This is a genomic window from Streptococcus sp., assembly GCF_030528045.1.
Classification (GTDB): Bacteria; Bacillota; Bacilli; order Lactobacillales; family Streptococcaceae; genus Streptococcus.
The window spans coordinates 74,674-91,605 of record NZ_JAUMZR010000002.1 but is presented as its reverse complement, the minus strand read 5'-3'; the positions used below and the strand labels follow the sequence as shown (position 1 = coordinate 91,605).

At 39.4% G+C, this 16,932-nt stretch carries 18 protein-coding genes and 1 pseudogene; 17 read left to right on the top strand and 2 right to left on the bottom strand.

Features of this window, described 5'->3' with window-relative positions; genetic code table 11:
- Window positions 1-261 precede the first annotated feature (261 nt).
- On the top strand, window positions 262-1,002 hold the full coding sequence (locus Q4A91_RS01035; protein WP_303204094.1) for a class I SAM-dependent methyltransferase: 741 nt from the start codon (window positions 262-264) through the stop codon (window positions 1,000-1,002).
- 81 nt (window positions 1,003-1,083) lie between these two features.
- Here the strand turns inward: Q4A91_RS01035 and Q4A91_RS01030 are convergent, their stop codons facing one another.
- On the bottom strand, window positions 1,084-1,443 hold the full coding sequence (locus Q4A91_RS01030; RefSeq protein ID WP_303204093.1) for a DUF3397 domain-containing protein: 360 nt from the start codon (window positions 1,441-1,443) through the stop codon (window positions 1,084-1,086).
- A gap of 91 nt (window positions 1,444-1,534) precedes the next feature.
- Between Q4A91_RS01030 and Q4A91_RS01025 the strand changes: the two genes are divergently transcribed.
- From Q4A91_RS01025 to Q4A91_RS01005, 5 genes are read left to right on the top strand one after another with little or no spacing between them, the layout of a single operon-like run.
- Window positions 1,535-2,491, top strand: coding sequence for a TIGR01212 family radical SAM protein (locus tag Q4A91_RS01025; protein ID WP_303204091.1), 957 nt, complete (start codon window positions 1,535-1,537; stop codon window positions 2,489-2,491).
- On the top strand, window positions 2,475-3,032 hold the full coding sequence (locus tag Q4A91_RS01020) for a class I SAM-dependent methyltransferase (RefSeq protein WP_303204090.1): 558 nt from the start codon (window positions 2,475-2,477) through the stop codon (window positions 3,030-3,032). The genes Q4A91_RS01025 and Q4A91_RS01020 overlap by 17 nt, the downstream gene beginning before the upstream one ends.
- Window positions 3,025-3,279, top strand: a complete 255-nt coding sequence (locus tag Q4A91_RS01015) for a hypothetical protein (protein WP_000361094.1) — start codon at window positions 3,025-3,027, stop codon at window positions 3,277-3,279. Before Q4A91_RS01020 ends, Q4A91_RS01015 begins: the two co-directional genes overlap by 8 nt.
- Before the next feature lie 11 nt (window positions 3,280-3,290).
- On the top strand, window positions 3,291-5,345 hold the full coding sequence (locus tag Q4A91_RS01010) for a sodium:proton antiporter (protein WP_303204089.1): 2,055 nt from the start codon (window positions 3,291-3,293) through the stop codon (window positions 5,343-5,345).
- A 29-nt stretch (window positions 5,346-5,374) separates the two neighbouring features.
- Window positions 5,375-6,235 carry a YihY/virulence factor BrkB family protein gene (locus Q4A91_RS01005; RefSeq protein WP_084878610.1) on the top strand — a complete coding sequence of 287 codons (861 nt, stop codon included), beginning with the start codon at window positions 5,375-5,377 and terminating at the stop codon, window positions 6,233-6,235.
- A 39-nt stretch (window positions 6,236-6,274) separates the two neighbouring features.
- Here Q4A91_RS01005 and queA read toward each other — a convergent pair whose 3' ends face one another.
- Complete coding sequence (queA, locus tag Q4A91_RS01000) at window positions 6,275-7,303, bottom strand: tRNA preQ1(34) S-adenosylmethionine ribosyltransferase-isomerase QueA (RefSeq protein WP_303204087.1); 1,029 nt, start codon at window positions 7,301-7,303, stop codon at window positions 6,275-6,277.
- 147 nt (window positions 7,304-7,450) lie between these two features.
- Between queA and Q4A91_RS00995 the strand changes: the two genes are divergently transcribed.
- From Q4A91_RS00995 to Q4A91_RS00945, 11 genes and pseudogenes are all read left to right on the top strand, one after another.
- Window positions 7,451-8,158 carry a glucosamine-6-phosphate deaminase gene (locus Q4A91_RS00995; protein ID WP_303204086.1) on the top strand — a complete coding sequence of 236 codons (708 nt, stop codon included), beginning with the start codon at window positions 7,451-7,453 and terminating at the stop codon, window positions 8,156-8,158.
- A gap of 279 nt (window positions 8,159-8,437) precedes the next feature.
- A pseudogene (locus Q4A91_RS00990) lies at window positions 8,438-9,372 on the top strand (IS30 family transposase).
- Between the two features lie 145 nt (window positions 9,373-9,517).
- Complete coding sequence (locus Q4A91_RS00985) at window positions 9,518-11,398, top strand: LPXTG cell wall anchor domain-containing protein (RefSeq protein ID WP_303204085.1); 1,881 nt, start codon at window positions 9,518-9,520, stop codon at window positions 11,396-11,398.
- A 213-nt stretch (window positions 11,399-11,611) separates the two neighbouring features.
- Window positions 11,612-12,229, top strand: a complete 618-nt coding sequence (locus Q4A91_RS00980) for a class I SAM-dependent methyltransferase (RefSeq protein WP_303204084.1) — start codon at window positions 11,612-11,614, stop codon at window positions 12,227-12,229.
- Window positions 12,230-12,242: 13 nt separating this feature from the next.
- On the top strand, window positions 12,243-12,866 hold the full coding sequence (locus Q4A91_RS00975) for a Type 1 glutamine amidotransferase-like domain-containing protein (protein WP_303204097.1): 624 nt from the start codon (window positions 12,243-12,245) through the stop codon (window positions 12,864-12,866).
- A 156-nt stretch (window positions 12,867-13,022) separates the two neighbouring features.
- Window positions 13,023-13,199 carry a 30S ribosomal protein S21 gene (gene rpsU, locus Q4A91_RS00970; protein WP_000048054.1) on the top strand — a complete coding sequence of 59 codons (177 nt, stop codon included), beginning with the start codon at window positions 13,023-13,025 and terminating at the stop codon, window positions 13,197-13,199.
- Window positions 13,200-13,263: 64 nt separating this feature from the next.
- Window positions 13,264-14,103 carry a hypothetical protein gene (locus Q4A91_RS00965; RefSeq protein ID WP_303204083.1) on the top strand — a complete coding sequence of 280 codons (840 nt, stop codon included), beginning with the start codon at window positions 13,264-13,266 and terminating at the stop codon, window positions 14,101-14,103.
- A gap of 259 nt (window positions 14,104-14,362) precedes the next feature.
- Window positions 14,363-15,298 (top strand): HPr(Ser) kinase/phosphatase, encoded by a 936-nt coding sequence (gene hprK, locus Q4A91_RS00960; protein ID WP_303204082.1) that lies wholly within the window; start codon window positions 14,363-14,365, stop codon window positions 15,296-15,298.
- Window positions 15,291-16,079, top strand: coding sequence for a prolipoprotein diacylglyceryl transferase (lgt, locus tag Q4A91_RS00955; protein ID WP_303204081.1), 789 nt, complete (start codon window positions 15,291-15,293; stop codon window positions 16,077-16,079). The genes hprK and lgt overlap by 8 nt, the downstream gene beginning before the upstream one ends.
- Window positions 16,080-16,463: a DUF948 domain-containing protein gene (locus tag Q4A91_RS00950; RefSeq protein WP_303204080.1), complete on the top strand. Its 384-nt coding sequence runs from the start codon at window positions 16,080-16,082 to the stop codon at window positions 16,461-16,463.
- Between the two features lie 15 nt (window positions 16,464-16,478).
- The gene (locus Q4A91_RS00945; RefSeq protein WP_303204079.1) at window positions 16,479-16,877 is read left to right on the top strand and encodes a YtxH domain-containing protein; all 399 of its coding nucleotides are present in this window, start codon (window positions 16,479-16,481) and stop codon (window positions 16,875-16,877) included.
- Window positions 16,878-16,932 lie beyond the last annotated feature (55 nt).

Here is a 16,932-nt window from a genome sequence, read left to right as displayed (position 1 = left end):
AAAAGCTCCATAATTTCCATAGTGGTTTTTACCCACTACAGATATTATAGAGCCGTTTTTTAAACGATATCTTTCACGAAATTTTGCAACACAGTTTAAAAGTAGAAACAAGTGTCAATGGAAATTGGCACTTGTTTTTTTTGTAACTGACCCTGGTTCTACTACCGGATACAAGTGGATAGTTGCCACTTACTGAAAAGCTATTGTTTTTGGGATGAATTTCTCTATAATAGGTGACAAATAGAAAAGGAGATGCTGTATATGATTGGAACAAGATTACAAGATAAATTGAAGTCAGGTTTGGAGGTAGAAAATTTTCAAAATGATGGGGCCATCTGTCAGTCTCTTAATCCAGATTATCTATCTGGAGATAATGCTAAATACATGACCATGTATAACCGTATAACTCGCTGGTACGATATGAGTGAGAAATGGATAGGACCACTTCTCCACGGCAAGGCGATTGATAAGTTGAGAAGGGATCTGATGGAGGAAATAGAATGGAAGGATAATTTATCTGTTCTTTATGTCTCTATCGGGACTGGTCAAGACCTACGTTATATTCCTGAGGCAATTGACCTGAAAAGTTTAGACTTTGTAGGGGTGGATATTTCTATCAGTATGCTAAAAAAATGCCAGAAATCTTGCGCGAAAAAGACCAATCTGCAACTTTTCCATGCTTGTGCGGAGGATCTCCCCTTTGCAGATAATAGTTTTGACATTGTCTACCATATTGGCGGAATCAATTTTTTCAATGATAAGGCCAAGGCTATGCAGGAAATGCTACGAGTGGCGAAGCCAGGGACTAAGATATTAATTGCAGATGAGATGGCTGACTATGTGGATCAGCAATATAAGAAAAATCATTTTAGTAAGGATTATTTCAAAGGTGCTACTGTTGATTTGAGTGAAATTGAGAATGCTGTTCCAAGCGAAGTTAAGGAAAAGGAAATGAAACTTCTTTGGGATGGCAAATTCTACTCCTTAACATTTAGGAAATAAAAAAAGTATCTTGGTAGAGCTTAGAAAATAAGTTATGAAGATAAAAACATTCCCTTAGACAGCTGTCTGAGGGAATGTTTTTTATGGGAGCATCATCAATTCGATAATCATAGCAATGTAAATGATTAAGGTAAGGAGAAAACCGGCTCTCCAGAAGAATTTGATGAATTTAGGGTAATAAAAACTTCGTTTTTTGACAAGGAAAAAGACTACAATGAGGATTGCCAGGAGAGAAAGTGCGACTCCAAGTCGCGGTAGAAAGTTGTGGGTAAAGGCTTTAGCAGTAATCAGGTAGTACTCAAATGCCAAAAGTGGAAAAGCTAGATCCGCGAAATTAAATCCTATTTTCCTAAGTCCGAAAAGCTTGGTGACAATAAAGCAAACCACCAAGGTTAATATCAATAATAAAATAGATGCTATTTTCATTAAAATCATACCCATATTGTATCATAAAAAAACGCTAAAGGAAATGAGAAACAAGGGAATTTGTAGGAAAGTCAGGCTTTTGAGATTGTAGGTGTTTTTTGTTATAATGAAAGTTATGAAATCTTATAATACCTTGAATGATTATTATCGAAAACTTTTTGGAGAGAAGACTTTCAAAGTTCCTATCGATGCGGGATTTGACTGTCCCAATCGGGATGGAACTGTAGCCCATGGTGGTTGTACTTTTTGTACGGTTTCAGGTTCTGGAGATGCTATCGTGGCACCGGATGCCCCTATCTGTGAGCAATTTTATAAGGAAATTGACTTTATGCACCGCAAGTGGCCAGATGTTCAGAAGTACTTGGTTTATTTTCAAAATTTTACCAACACCCATGAAAAGGTGGAAGTGATTCGGGAGCGATATGAGCAGGCTATCAACGAGCCAGGTGTAGTAGGGATCAATATCGGAACACGGCCAGACTGTTTACCTGATGAAACCATCGAATATTTGGCTGAGTTATCGAAACGCATGCATGTGACGGTAGAATTGGGGTTACAGACTACTTTTGAAGCAACCTCTGACCTGATTAACCGTGCCCATTCTTATGAATTGTATGTTGAAACTGTAAAACGCTTGAGAAAATATCCCAAGATTGAAATTGTTTCCCATTTGATTAACGGTCTTCCTGGGGAAACCCATGAGATGATGGTTGAAAATGTTCGTAGCTGTGTCACGGACAATGACATTCAAGGAATTAAACTGCACTTGCTTCACCTCATGACCAATACGCGGATGCAGCGAGATTACCACGAAGGACGCTTGCAACTGATGAGTCAGGATGAGTATGTCAAGGTCATCTGTGACCAGTTGGAAATCATTCCCAAGCATATCGTCATCCATCGAATTACAGGAGATGCGCCTAGAGATATGCTGATTGGTCCCATGTGGAGCCTCAATAAATGGGAAGTGCTAAATGCTATTGAAACTGAGATGCGACGTCGTGGAAGTGTGCAAGGATGCAAGGCTGTAAAACAGGAGTTTAAAAATGAAAAGACCACTTGAGATGGCGCATGATTTTTTGGCGGAAGTTGTGACAAAAGAGGATATTGTAGTGGATGCGACCATGGGCAATGGTCATGATACTCTTTTTTTAGCCAAGTTAGCCAAGCAAGTCTATGCCTTTGATATTCAGGAGCAGGCTTTGGAGAAGACGCAAGAGCGTTTGGATCAGGCTGGAATGAAAAATGCCCAGTTAATCTTGAAAGGTCATGAGACACTAGACCAGTTTGTGACAGAAGCTAAGGCAGGGATTTTTAATCTTGGTTATTTACCTTCTGCTGACAAATCCATCATCACCCAACCTCAGACTACTATCGAAGCATTAGAGAAACTGTGTCGTTTGCTTGTCAAAGGAGGACGGATTGCGATCATGATCTACTATGGTCATGAAGGAGGAGATACCGAGAGGGACGCTGTATTGGATTTTGTTAGCCAGTTGAACCAACAAGAGTATACAGCTGCCATTTATCGAATTCTCAACCAAGTTAATAATCCGCCGTTTTTAGTTATGATTGAAAAATTAGAAAGGTATAGACATGGATAAACAATACCTTCGTGAGAAGCTTGAGGCAATGCGCCAAAATTTTGTCGAGTCAACGCATCACGAGCGAGCAGTCGGGGTGCTCGACGAAGCACATATGAGCAAGAAAATGCTTAAAATTAAGAAAAAATTAGTGGCTCTTGAAATGGAGCGATGCCAGAAAAAAATTGAGCACAAAGACTGTTCTAAGATTGATCAGAAAATTCAAGAGCAAAAGGAGATTTTTGAATCTTGTTGTAAAAAAGATTAAGGAGGAATTGTGTGGAATTACTCATTTACTTGATTCTATTTTTATTTGTCTTAATCATTTCAACCACGACCAATAAACTTCTCCCTTTTTTGCCCCTTCCTCTTGTACAAATCCTTTTGGGGATTGGGATTGGCTTATTTGTTCCTGATGCGGACTTTCATCTCAATACAAAGCTGTTTCTGGCCATGGTTATTGGTCCCTTACTTTTTCGGGAGGCAGAAGAAGCGGATATTACGTCCATATTGAAGCACTGGTGGATTGTTGTCTTTCTGATTTTTCCTGTGATTTTTATCTCGACCTTAAGCTTGGGGGGCATGGCTCACTTCCTTTGGATGACTCTTCCTTTGGCTGCCTGTTTAGCAGTTGGAGCGGCACTTGGGCCAACAGATTTGGTTGCCTTCGCATCTCTTTCTGAACGTTTTCGTTTTCCTAAACGGGTTTCTAATATTCTAAAAGGGGAAGGACTCTTAAATGACGCTTCTGGTTTGGTTGCCTTTCAGATGGCTCTGGCTGCTTGGACAACAGGAACGTTTTCTCTAAGCCAAGCTGGGACTTCCCTAGCACTTTCTATCCTTGGTGGTTTTGTAGTCGGTTTTGTGACGGCTATGGTCAATCGTTTCTTGCATACCTTTTTATTGAGTGTGCGAGCGATAGATATAGCCAGTGAACTATTGCTAGAGCTAAGTTTGCCACTCATGACTTTTTTTATTGCAGAAGAGTTTCATGTTTCAGGGATTATCGCAGTAGTGGTTGCAGGTATTTTGAAGGCCAGTCGATTCAAAAAAATTACGATCCTTGAGGCTCAGGTAGACACCGTGACGGAGACCGTCTGGCACACCGTGACCTTTATGCTAAATGGATCAGTCTTTGTTCTCTTAGGAATGGAATTAGAGTTGATAGCAGAGCCGATTTTGTCTAATTCACTCTACAATCCCCTTCTTTTACTGCTTTCAGTTGTCGTTCTGACCTTCTTGCTTTTTGCGATCCGCTTTGTCATGATTGCTGGTTTTTACTTTGTGAGGACGCGTCGACTTAAGAAACAAATTCATAAGTACATGAAAGATATGCTTCTTTTGACCTTCTCTGGTGTTAAAGGGACAGTATCTATCGCGACCATTCTCCTCATACCAAGTCATTTGGAGCAGGAATATCCTTTGTTGCTCTTCCTAGTAGCAGGCGTTACACTATTAAGCTTTCTAACAGGTTTACTGGTTCTCCCTCATTTATCTGAAGGACAAGAGGAAAGAAAGGATCATTTGATGCATATAGCGATTCTGAATGATGTAGCTGCAGAATTAGAAAAAGAGCTGGACCATCACAAGAACAAACTTCCTCTTTATGCAGCTATTGATAATTACCATGGTCGGATTGAAAACCTCATCCTTAGTCTGGAAAATAAGAGAGTCCAAGAAGACTGGGAGTCCCTCAAGCTTCTTATCTTGAGTATTGAGAGTGACGGTTTGGAGCAAGCCTACGAGGAAAATAGAATCAGCGAGCGTGGTTATCGAGTTTACCAACGTTACCTAAAAAACATGGAGCAGAGTATCAATCGGAATTTCGCTTCTAGAGTGACTTATTACTTCCTAGTTTCCTTACGGATACTGCGCTTTCTACTCCATGAAATGTTTACCTTTGGCAAAACTTTCCGTAGTTGGATGAATGAAGAATCTCGTAAACTATTAGCAGTTGACTATGATCAGATTTCAGAGTTGTATTTGGAAAATACAGAGTTGATTATCGAGAGTTTGGAAAACCTCAAAGGGGTTTACAAGAGTTCTCTGATTAGCTTTATGCAAGAGTCTCGTCTACGCGAGACGGCCATTATTGGAAGTGGTGCCTTTGTTGAGCGGGTTATCAATCGCATCAAGCCAAACAATATCGATGAAATGCTACGAGGTTACTATCTCGAACGTAAGGCAATCTTTGAATACGAAGAAGCTAAACTGATAACAGCCAAGTATGCCAAAAAACTACGACAAAATGTGAATAATTTAGAAAATTATTCTCTGAAAGAAGCCGCAAATACTTTACCTTATGATATGCTAGATTTAATCAGAAGAACTTAGATGATGAAAAAAATGACGGAGGATGGGATATGAAAAAGTGGTGGAAGGAGCTATTGGATAAGCCCTTATTGAAAGCTTTTTTGCATTATTATCAAGCATCTGATAGTGAGTTGACCAGTGTTGCGGTTGCCTACTATTGGTTGATTTCAATCTTTCCTTTGCTAATGATAATGGTCAATATTTTGCCTTATTTTCAGATTCCGGTTTCAAATTTCTTACTGACGATCAAGGAATTTTTACCTGATACGGTGTATGATGTGGTCGCCAAGATTGTCCGAGAAGTTCTGACTCAACCATCGACTGGTTTGTTGAGTTTTGCCGTTTTATCTGCACTCTGGACCTTTTCGAAATCAATGGATTTTCTCCAAAAAGCTTTTAACAAAGCCTATGGGGTGACCAAGAGTCGAGGAATTATCTCCCATCAGTTGATGAGTCTACTTGTTAGTTTTGGCTTGCAGATTCTTTTTGCTCTAGCCTTGTTTTTGAGTATGTTTGGTCGTATGTTGCTAAACCTTCTCAAAACTTACTGGCAATCAGACAGTCCGCTATTTTCCTACCTGCAAGATTTTACAGGCCCTCTGGTCTATGCCTTGATCTTTGCCATTCTAGTTATGATTTATTACTTCCTTCCAAAAGTAAAAGCACCACGAATCCGCTATGTTTTACCAGGAAGTGTCTTTGTCTTGCTAACTCTTATCTTTTTATTAAATATCTTTTCTGTCTACGTCAATAGTTATGTCAATCATCTGGTTGATGTCCGATTTTTCAGTTCCATTATCGTGGTAGTCATGATGTTCTGGTTTATTCTCATTGCAAAGATTTTGATTATCGGAGCAGTTATCAATGCCAGTGTTCAGAGTTTGAAAGATCCAAAGTTTAGTATGGAATGATTAGAAAAATCCCTATTAGGTTTCCTAATAGGGATTTTCTTAATAGATAAACATGGCATCTCCAAAACTGAAGAAGCGGTAGTGTTCTTGGATGGCATGGTGATAGGAATCTAGGACTAAGTCACGACCGGCAAAGGCAGAAACTAGCATAACAAGAGTTGACTTGGGTAGGTGGAAGTTGGTTGAAAAAGCATCCACAACCTTCCAGTCATAGCCTGGTTTGATAAAGATATTGGTCCAGCCAGAATCAGCCTGGATTTGCCCATTAAACTTAGAACCGATGGTTTCCAGTGTGCGGATAGAAGTGGTTCCTACAGCGATGACACGGCCTCCATTTTCCTTAACAGAGCGAAGGGTGGCAGCTGCTTCCTCAGAAAGTTGGTAGAACTCCGAGTGCATTTCATGTTCGTCCAGATTGTCAACAGAGACAGGTCTAAAGGTTCCGAGTCCGACGTGAAGAGTGAGATAGACTAGATGAACACCCTTGGCTTGGATTTCTGCTAGCAGTTCTCTGGTAAAGTGCAGTCCAGCAGTCGGTGCAGCAGCAGAGCCACTTTCTTTAGCGTAGACCGTTTGATAACGTTCACGGTCATCTAGTTTTTCGTGGATGTACGGCGGTAGTGGCATTTCACCTAGACTTTCCAAAACTTCTAGGAAAATTCCTTGGTATTCAAAGCAGACAATGCGGCCCCCGTGGGTCAATTCTTCCGTAACGACAGCGCTGAGGCGGCCATCGCCAAAGCTGACACGAGTACCAACCTTGAGACGTTTGGCAGGTTTAGCGAGAACTTCCCACTCATCACCTGCAGTATTTTTGAGCAGGAGAAGTTCCACATGACCTCCTGTTTCTTCCTTTTGACCATAGAGGCGGGCAGGAAGAACGCGGGTGTCATTCATGACAAGGGCGTCTCCAGGTTCCAGCATGTCGATAATAGAGTGGAAGTGTTTATCCTGCATTTCTCCCGTTTCACGATTAACGATAAGGAGTTTGGAGGCATCTCGTTTTTCAAGGGGCGTTTGGGCAATCAATTCCTCTGGCAAGTGGAAATCAAAATCAGCTGTATTCATATATCTGTTCATTCTTTCTAAGTTCTAATCTTATCCATTATAACATGTTTCAACTTTAGACGCTCTTTTTTTAGAAATTAAATCGTTTTCACTTGACAAAAATTGGTCTATACCATATAATAAATATAGAAACATGGAGGATACAAAATGAAAATTATAAAAGTTGAGAATCAAGTCGAAGGTGGAAAAGTTGCTTTTGAGATTTTGAAGGAAAAATTGGCCAATGGTGCTCAAACATTAGGACTTGCGACAGGAAGCAGTCCGCTTGAGTTTTACAAGGAAATTGTTGAGAGTGATCTTGATTTTTCAAATCTAACCAGTGTCAACCTTGATGAGTACGTAGGACTTGATGGGGACAATCCACAGTCTTATCGTTACTTCATGCAGGAAAACTTATTCAACCAAAAACCATTTAAAGAAAGTTTCTTGCCTCGTGGGGTTAAGGATAATGCTGAAGAAGAAGTAGAACGCTACAACCAAATTTTGGCTGACCATCCTGTTGATTTGCAAATCTTGGGGATTGGTCGCAATGGACACATCGGCTTTAACGAGCCAGGAACCCCATTTGATAGCCAAACGCATCTAGTAGAACTTGATCAATCTACCATCGAAGCCAATGCACGTTTCTTTGACAAGATTGAAGATGTTCCAACTCAAGCCATTTCAATGGGAATTAAAAACATCTTGGATGCCAAGTCAATTATTCTCTTTGCTTACGGTGAGTCGAAAGCAGAAGCCATTGCTGGAACAGTGTCAGGCCCAGTGACTGAGAATCTCCCAGCAAGTAGCTTACAAAACCACCCTGATGTGACTATTATCGCTGATGCAGAAGCGCTAAGCTTACTTGAAAAATAAAAATTACAAGAACCACTTGCTCTTTGGAGTGAGGGGTTTTTTGATTCTTATAAGCTAGAAGTGAAATTTTGATAATTTTATTTAATCTATAAAATATTTGAATAAAGAAATTATATAAATTATAATGCAGGGAAAAATATAACAAAATAATAATTGAAGTTAAGTATACGTAGTTTTTCTCTTTTGATAAATTGTAAAATATAGTGCAACAAAAAAACTCATAGCGTTTCATTGGTGTAAACTGTAAGTTATCATACAAACAGAACCCGAGGAAAAACTATGAGCTACTGCCATCTTACCATAACCGACCGAATAAAAATAGAAACCTACTTGGAATTAGGTTTAAAACCTTGTCAAATTGCAAGTAAACTAGGCGTCCATAAGTCTACCATTTCAAGAGAGTTAAGACAATTCCAAAATGGTTATTCCGCAGACTTAGCATAGGAAGAGTATGACCACAGGGCTAAGCAAAAAGGTCGGAAGTCTTGTTTAACACCAAAGTTGAAAAAGAAATTGAGAACGGTTTAAAATCCTCCTGGTCGCCTGAACAGATTTGTGGGCGCTATCAGCTTGAACAAAAGCCAATGGTAGCTTTTAAAACCATCTATAACTGGCTCTATGCTGGTTTGATTGATTTGGATTTAAGCGTCCTTCGTCGTAAAGGAAGAACTCGACAATCCAAAGAAACACGTGGGACATTTAGGATTGGCAGACCTATTGCTAAACGTCCTAAAGAGGTTCGAAATCGTGAAACTTTTGGTCACTGGGAACTTGATACTGTAGTGTCTTCTAGAGGTAAAAGCAAGGGGTGTTTAGCGACTTTTCTAGAGCGAAAAACGCGTTTTTACTTAGCTTTCAAGATACCAGATAGAACATCCAAATCCATGTTTTCATCCATCGAACAACTTTGTAAGCTGTTTCCAAAAGAGAATCTTAAAACCTTCACTTCAGATAGGGGAAAAGAGTTCGCTTGCTATCCTCTGGTAGAAAATTTAGGAATTTCCTTTTTCTTTGCGGATGCCTATTCATCTTGGCAGAGAGGAAGCAATGAAAATGCAAATGGTTTACTAAGAGAATATTTCCCAAAGAAAACAGATTTAGCTGCCATCTCTGATGAGGCTTTGAACAAGGCCTTATATGATATCAATCACCGACCAAGAAAATGTTTAGCTTACAGAACTGCTTATGAAACTCTAGTGCATGAGTTAGAGTAAGTGTTGCGCTTATTATTGCAATTTATCTTTTATAATTTAAATAATAACTAAAATTTTTTAAGTTTACTTAGTAGCGAAGCTATAAAAAAAGTTGTATAATATTCCGAGTCTTAGTGGTGTATTAGTTGACCAACTTGGAAAGCGTGTGCGTATTGCGACTAATGCAGGTGATATTGAGAAGCCTACCGGGACTGCATTTAATGGTGAAGTTGAGGACATGTTGGTTCGTCGTACTTATCCACCTCAAGGTGAAAAGAAAGAAACAACCGGTCTTCAAGATGAGACACAAAGTGCTACAGTTCACTTCACACTTAAAGGACCTGATCGTTCAGATTTTGTAACTAATGCTAGCATGAGTAGCCAAGCGCCACAGATTTTGGATAATCAAGGGAATGTCTTGACTCCAACCAACGGCAATACTTATGTGCGTCCGGAAGGGACCTATGTAGTGACTGCTAATGGTGATGATATCGATGTAGAGTTCACACCAAATGCAGACTTCACAGGAACTGCTGAAGGGATTAATATTCGTCGTACAGACTCAAATGGTTCATCAACTAACTGGCAATCAACTGATGCATCAAATCCAAATAAGAATGACATTTTGAACAATATGGATGGTCGATACATCCCTACTGTTCGAAAGATACCAACATATGAATCAACTGGTGTTCAAGGTCAAGAACAAAACAAAAATCTAATCTTTAATGATGGCGATCCAGCTAAAACGCCAGTTACTCCAGATGCTTCACGCCCTGCGATCTTTGTGGATGCTAATGGCCAACCTATTACTGGTAACTCAGTTCCTGCTACATCCAATGGTCAGTCAGTTGGAACTTATGAGTTAGACCCTAACACTGGTCAAGTCACTTTCAAACCTAACAAAAATTTTGTTGGTACCCCAGACCCAGTTACTGTCCAAGTAAATGATTCTAACGGTGTTCCTTACCGAGCACATTATAAACCAACAGTGACTAAGGTAACCCCAACTAGCGCTAACGCAACGAGCACAGGTCCTCAAGGACTTCCACAAACTGGTACTCCAACTTTCCAAGGTGGCGACCCACTGGTTCCAATTGATGAAACTGTGGCGGCGACATTTGAAGATGGATCAACTGAAAAAGTGATTCCAGGTGAAGGAACTTACGTAATCTCACCAGATGGCACCGTTACCTTCACCCCAGAGGCAGACTTTGTAGGAAAAGGAACAGGCGTAACGATTGTCCGCAAGAATAAGAACGGTACTCCAGTTACTGCAAGCTATCGTCCAACAGTTGTAGATCCATCTACTGGTCATGACACGACTTCTACAGGAGCAAAAGGCCAACCACAAGTGGCAACCCCAACGTTTGAAGGGTATATCAATCCGACTGTTCCACCAACCTTTGAGGACGGTAGCACGACGATGGTTGTTCCGGGTGAAGGAAGCTATACAATTGATAAAGATGGTCACATTACCTTTACTCCAGAACCAGACTTTGTTGGTACAGCTAAAGGATTGGTTGTGAAACGTTTGGATGTGTATGGAAATTTAGTTACTGCTCGCTACACACCGACTGTCCTTGGACAAACACAAGTGAGTGATGCGACATCAGAAGGTCTTAAAGGTCAAACTCAGACTGGTAAACCAAACTTTACAGGTGATGTCGATCTGACAGTTCCGCCAACCTTTGAAGATGGATCAACTGAAAAAGTCGTTCCAGGCGAAGGAACTTATGTAATCTCACCAGATGGCACCGTCACATTTACCCCTGAGGCAGACTTTGTAGGACAAGCCAAAGGTGTGAAAGTGATCCGTAAAGATCGCAATGGAAATATTATTTCAGGATTCTATACTCCAACAGTAGTAGAACTTCCTGTAGTTGAAAATCCAGAACAACAAGGTATTACAGAAGAAAGAACTACTAAAACTCTTCCAAATACGGGTTCTGAGGAGACATCTCACTTGACAGCTGGTCTATTGGCTGCTTTATCAGGTATGGGATTAATTTCTCTAGCTCAAAGAAAAAAATCTGAGGAAGAATAATTAGTGGCGAAAGTCAACAAGTAAGTTGTTTTAGATACTTGATTGAAATGATTACATTCATTGCTATCTAAGAAGATATCAGTCTAATAAAAAGAGAGAACCAATTGGTTCTCTCTTTTTGGTAATTGGTTTGAAAATTGTTTAATTATTCTGCATCAATTATTCACAATTTTACTAAAGTGGTATAATATAGCTATACGAGGAGTCTCGATTTTGATTTATATAATTGGTTTCACTTGTTTTTTACTTTTAATATTACTGTTTTCTCGTCTCATTCAGCAATCAAAGAACCCTTCGGACTTTCTAGGAAAACGAATGATGAAATTGTGGAATAGAGCCTATCTCCCCATGTTTGTATGGGCAATTCGTCATCTGGATAGGACATTTTACCCTGCAATCTTAGATGTAGGAGTTGGGGATGGCCGTTCAACCATCCTACTGAAAGAAACTTTTCCGCAAAGTACTATAACTGGAATTGATATTTCTGATGCAGCAATAGCTCAAGCCAAACAGATAGAGATAACTAATATAAATTTTGAACGAAGAGACGTTAGGGAGACAGGCTTTTCTGATGAAAGTTTTGATTTAATCACAGCCTTTCAAACTCATTTTCATTGGCAGGATTTAGAGGCTTCTTTTATGGAACTTCGAAGAATACTCAAATCAGACGGGATACTCTTACTGGCTTGTGAGTATAACAAGTTATCTTACTTTTTACCAGAGGTGCAAAGCGAAAAAGCATTTAGACGATTCTTGTTATCAGTAGGGTTTGAGCTCGTAACTAGTCAAAGAAAGGGATCATGGATCCTTTATAAAATTGTTAAAAATTAATGGAGGTACAATCGTGAAACAGTTATTTTTATGTTCATACTTTGCTGGAGTCAAAAAGCTTTTTAGCGATTATGCAAAGGAAAAGAATCTAGAAAACAAGGTTTTATTTATTCCTACCGCTGGGAACAAAGAGGATTATACTGCCTATATCGATGAGGCTCAGCAAACATTTAGAGATTTAGGATTTGAGCTAGAGGTTTTAGATATTGCTTCTTGTGATCGAGAAACTGCACAGGCAAAGATTTTCCAAAGCAAGATTCTTTATATCTCAGGCGGGAATACCTTTTATTTATTGCAAGAATTAAAGAAAAAGCAACTCCTATCTCTCATCAAAGAGCAAATAAGAGAAGGGTTGGTCTATGTGGGAGAATCAGCAGGGGATATCATTACAGCCAAGGATATTGACTACAATAAACTCATGGACGACAAGACGGTAGCAACAGAGTTATCTGATACAGCGGGATTGGATGTAGTGGAGTTTTACATCCTTTCACATTATAGTGAGGAGCCTTTTACTGATAGTAGCAAGAAGACCTTTGAAACCTATAAAAATCAGCTCGACTTAATGCGAATGAACAATTCACAAGCTGTTATTGTAAATGATAAAGAAATAAAAGTTGTTTCTGAACAGGATTAAAATAATTTTTTTCGCTATTATGACATCTATTCTAATGCGTTGTCCCTTTTAAAAAGAAAAGGGAAGATAATATAAGTTTATGGCAGTTTTCCCTTGACAAATATTCATTTTGCGTGTAAAATGGAATAGATATTGAACTTGAAGGGAGTGAAAAAAATGTCTAAAACAGTAGTACGTAAGAATGAATCTCTTGACGATGCACTTCGTCGTTTCAAACGTGCGGTTACTAAAGCTGGTACTCTTCAAGAAACACGCAAACGTGAATTCTATGAAAAACCTTCTGTAAAACGTAAACGTAAATCAGAAGCAGCTCGTAAACGTAAAAAATTCTAATTTGAAATAAAAGGCTAGACTTGTCTAGTCTTTTTTTGCACAATGTTTAGAGGAACAAATTCTTATGAAAGAGTATATAAAAGAATATCAAAAGATGAGTGAAAATCACTTGGAAGATTGGGGTTATTGTGCTGATCCGATAGATTGGAAGGAATTTGAAGAGTCAAACCAAAGAATTTTTGAAAAGTATTTGACCGATTCAAAAGTATTGTCTGACAAGGTTTTAAGGGTAAAATTGTACAGTAGCTTATTGCTAGATGATATTCCATATTTTGCCTATTATGCTGTATCTTTAGATGGGGATTATAAGCAGTTAAACAACGCTCTATGGCAAACAGGAAGAACCGAGTTGCTGAGAGGCGGTTTGTTAGCAAGTGGAACCATTTACACAGATGGGATTTTGAAAGGCTTGTTTACCTCTTTTGCTTGTAACGATTTTTCAGCCATTCCATCATTCGTCCCCAAAGATTTACCCTTGTTGAAAGGAACCTATTATCCAGAAAATGTGATGAATCTTTTATGCGCTCTTTATTATCAAGATGAAGAAAGATTATTCGAGTCTCTCTCGCTGGCACAACATTTTTTGGAGAAGAAAAAACGAACTGGTATGGAAGAATTTTCTGTTCGGTATTTTATAAACTTGGCAAGAAAAGATGCAGTTGCATTAAGTGAGTCCTTACAAAATTTATGCCAAGCTTATCAGAGACGAGGTTATCCTTATGAAAAGATTGATAAGTGCTTTGCGGATGAGATTCATGGTCTATATCGATTGGTACGATTTTTTGACCATTCCTTGTTCGAAGAAGTCAGCATGCCGTCTCATAAGACCTTTTTGAAGGACTTTGAAGAATGGCAAGTCCGAAATCAGTTTCCAAAAGGTCAACAGTTCTATATCTATCCTTAAGATATGGCTGATGCAAACAGAATGTTAACAAAAGGTCTTCCAAGGATTTACTTAGAAAAATCTGGAAGGGACTTGGTGATAGATGTTGATCAATTTGCAGTAGATTTGTCTCGATTAATTTGAAGGAGTACGAAAAGACTTCCTAGTCAAATCTTTTCCCAAGCTACATCAAATAAATACTGTAAATCCTGCAAAAAAAGGGAACTTCCACCTACAATCTGATATAATAGTAGGGAGAACTCGATTGAAGGAGGAAATTATGTCGGTTTTAGTAAGAGATGTCATTGAAAAACTCAGACTAGATATTGTCTATGGTGAAGGCGAATTACTTGAAAAAGAAATCAATATTGCGGACATTATGAGACCTGGCCTTGAAATGACAGGCTATTTTGATTACTATACACCAGAACGGATTCAGCTGTTAGGGATGAAGGAGTGGTCCTATTTAGTTGCCATGCCTGCCCAGAACCGTTATCAAGTTTTGAAGAAAATGTTTCTACCTGAAACACCTGCGGTTATCGTGGCTCGTGGTCTGGTAGTACCCGAGGAAATGTTGAGGGCTGCTAGGGAATGCAAGATTGCGATTTTAACCAGTCGAACAGCAACCAGTCGTTTATCTGGAGAACTTTCTAGCTACCTCGATTCCCGTTTGGCTAAACGTACCAGTGTGCATGGTGTCTTGATGGATATCTATGGCATGGGTGTCTTGATCCAAGGGGATAGTGGTATCGGTAAGAGCGAGACAGGTCTTGAGCTTGTGAAACGTGGACACCGTCTAGTAGCAGACGATCGTGTAGATATTTATTCTAAGGATGAGATGACTCTTTGGGGCGAACCTGCTGAAATCTTGAAGCATTTACTTGAGATTCGTGGAGTTGGGATTATCGACATCATGAGTCTCTATGGTGCAAGTGCTGTAAAAGATTCTTCACAAGTTCAGTTAGCAGTTTATTTGGAAAATTACGATACGCATAAGACCTTTGACCGTCTAGGAAACAATGCCGAAGAACTCGAAGTTTCTGGTGTAACGATTCCGCGTATCCGCATCCCAGTAAAAACAGGACGCAATATCTCCGTTGTTATTGAGGCGGCTGCCATGAACTACCGTGCTAAAGAAATGGGCTTTGACGCGACACGTTTATTTGAAGAACGCTTGACAAATCTAATCGCTCAAAATGAGGTGAAACATGATTAATCCAGTCGCATTTGAAATTGGCCCCTTTGCTATTCGTTGGTATGCTTTGTGTATTGTAGCTGGTTTGGTTTTAGCAGTTTATCTTGCCATGAAAGAAGCTCCTAAAAAGAAAATCCTATCAGATGATATTTTGGATTTTATCCTGATTGCTTTTCCGGTAGCTATTTTAGGTGCTAGGCTATACTACGTACTCTTTCGCTTAGATTATTATCTGCAAAATCCAGGTGAAATCATCGCCATTTGGAATGGTGGTTTGGCCATTTATGGAGGTTTGATAGCGGGCGCTATTGTCCTTTATATCTTTGCAGATAGAAAGCTGATCAATACTTGGGATTTCTTAGATATTGCAGCACCGAGCGTCATGATTGCCCAGAGTTTAGGACGCTGGGGAAACTTCTTTAACCAAGAAGCCTACGGTGCAGTGGTAGATAGTCTGGATTATTTGCCAGGCTTCATTCGTGACCAGATGTATATTGACGGTAGCTACCGTCAGCCGACTTTCTTATATGAGTCGGTTTGGAATCTGATTGGATTTGCTTTAATCTTGATTTTTAGACGAAAATTAAAGGGAATCAGACGTGGTCATATTACGGCTTTCTACTTGATTTGGTATGGTTTTGGTCGTATGATTATCGAAGGAATGCGGACAGACAGCCTCATGTTCTTTGGTCTACGAGTTTCCCAATGGTTATCAGTTATCCTTATCGGACTCGGTATTTTTATCATACTTTATCAAAATCGAAAGAAAGCCCCTTTCTATCATACAGAGGAGGAAAAATAAATGTTAGAAGTTGCATATATTCTTGTTGCGATTGCTTTGATTGTCTGTTTAGTCTATTTGACAATCACGATTCAAAAAGCAGGTCGTATGATTGATGAGACAGAGAAAACCATCAAAACGTTGAGCTCAGATGTGAATGTTTCCTTGCATCAGACTAATGAATTGTTGGTTAAGGTCAATGTGTTAGCAGACGATATCAATATCAAAGTTGCGACGATTGATCCACTTTTTACAGCGGTGGCGGACTTGTCTGAGTCAGTTTCTGATCTCAACCAACATGCACGTGTTTTAGGCAAAAAAGCTTCATCTGCTGGTTCAAAGACCATTAAAACAGGTGCAGGCTTGTCAGCTCTTCGTGTCGCAAGTAAATTTTTCAAAAAATAAAAAAGGAGAAATCTTATGGGAAAACTATCCTCTATCCTTTTAGGAACAGTTTCAGGTGCTGCTCTTGCTTGGTTTTTGACGAGTGACAAGGGTAAGCAAGTTTGTAGTCAAGCTCAGGATTTTCTAGATGATTTGAGAGAAGATCCAGAATATGCTAGAGAGCAGGTTTGTGAGAAACTAACTGAAATGAAGGAACAGGCAACTGACTTTGTATTGAAAACAAAGGAGCAAGTAGAATCTGGTGAAATCACTTTTGATAGTGTCCTTGACCAAGCTAAGACCTGTGCTCGACAAGCGACAGAAGCATCCAAGGAAACCTTTAACAATCTCAAGGAGCAATGGCAAGAACAGTCAACAACTCCAGACGTTGCTGAAGACCAAGAAGAAATCATCATCGATATTACTGAAGTATAAGGCATCACCATCTCTGGTTTTCGGAGATGGTGATTTTTATCTGCAAGCCTGTCTT

Excerpts from the sequence above, each read along its gene's own strand:
- Q4A91_RS00945 (WP_303204079.1), top strand. The coding sequence starts at position 16,479 with ATGGGAAAACTATCCTCTATCCTTTTAGGAACAGTTTCAGGTGCTGCT.
- Q4A91_RS00950 (WP_303204080.1), top strand. The coding sequence starts at position 16,080 with ATGTTAGAAGTTGCATATATTCTTGTTGCGATTGCTTTGATTGTCTGT.
- Q4A91_RS01035 (WP_303204094.1), top strand. The coding sequence starts at position 262 with ATGATTGGAACAAGATTACAAGATAAATTGAAGTCAGGTTTGGAGGTA.
- Q4A91_RS01005 (WP_084878610.1), top strand. The coding sequence starts at position 5,375 with ATGAAAAAGTGGTGGAAGGAGCTATTGGATAAGCCCTTATTGAAAGCT.
- Q4A91_RS01030 (WP_303204093.1), bottom strand. The coding sequence starts at position 1,443 with ATGGGTATGATTTTAATGAAAATAGCATCTATTTTATTATTGATATTA.
- lgt (WP_303204081.1), top strand. The coding sequence starts at position 15,291 with ATGATTAATCCAGTCGCATTTGAAATTGGCCCCTTTGCTATTCGTTGG.
- Q4A91_RS01025 (WP_303204091.1), top strand. The coding sequence starts at position 1,535 with ATGAAAGTTATGAAATCTTATAATACCTTGAATGATTATTATCGAAAA.
- Q4A91_RS01020 (WP_303204090.1), top strand. The coding sequence starts at position 2,475 with ATGAAAAGACCACTTGAGATGGCGCATGATTTTTTGGCGGAAGTTGTG.
- rpsU (WP_000048054.1), top strand. The coding sequence starts at position 13,023 with ATGTCTAAAACAGTAGTACGTAAGAATGAATCTCTTGACGATGCACTT.
- Q4A91_RS01015 (WP_000361094.1), top strand. The coding sequence starts at position 3,025 with ATGGATAAACAATACCTTCGTGAGAAGCTTGAGGCAATGCGCCAAAAT.
- Q4A91_RS00965 (WP_303204083.1), top strand. The coding sequence starts at position 13,264 with ATGAAAGAGTATATAAAAGAATATCAAAAGATGAGTGAAAATCACTTG.
- Q4A91_RS00995 (WP_303204086.1), top strand. The coding sequence starts at position 7,451 with ATGAAAATTATAAAAGTTGAGAATCAAGTCGAAGGTGGAAAAGTTGCT.
- queA (WP_303204087.1), bottom strand. The coding sequence starts at position 7,303 with ATGAATACAGCTGATTTTGATTTCCACTTGCCAGAGGAATTGATTGCC.
- hprK (WP_303204082.1), top strand. The coding sequence starts at position 14,363 with ATGTCGGTTTTAGTAAGAGATGTCATTGAAAAACTCAGACTAGATATT.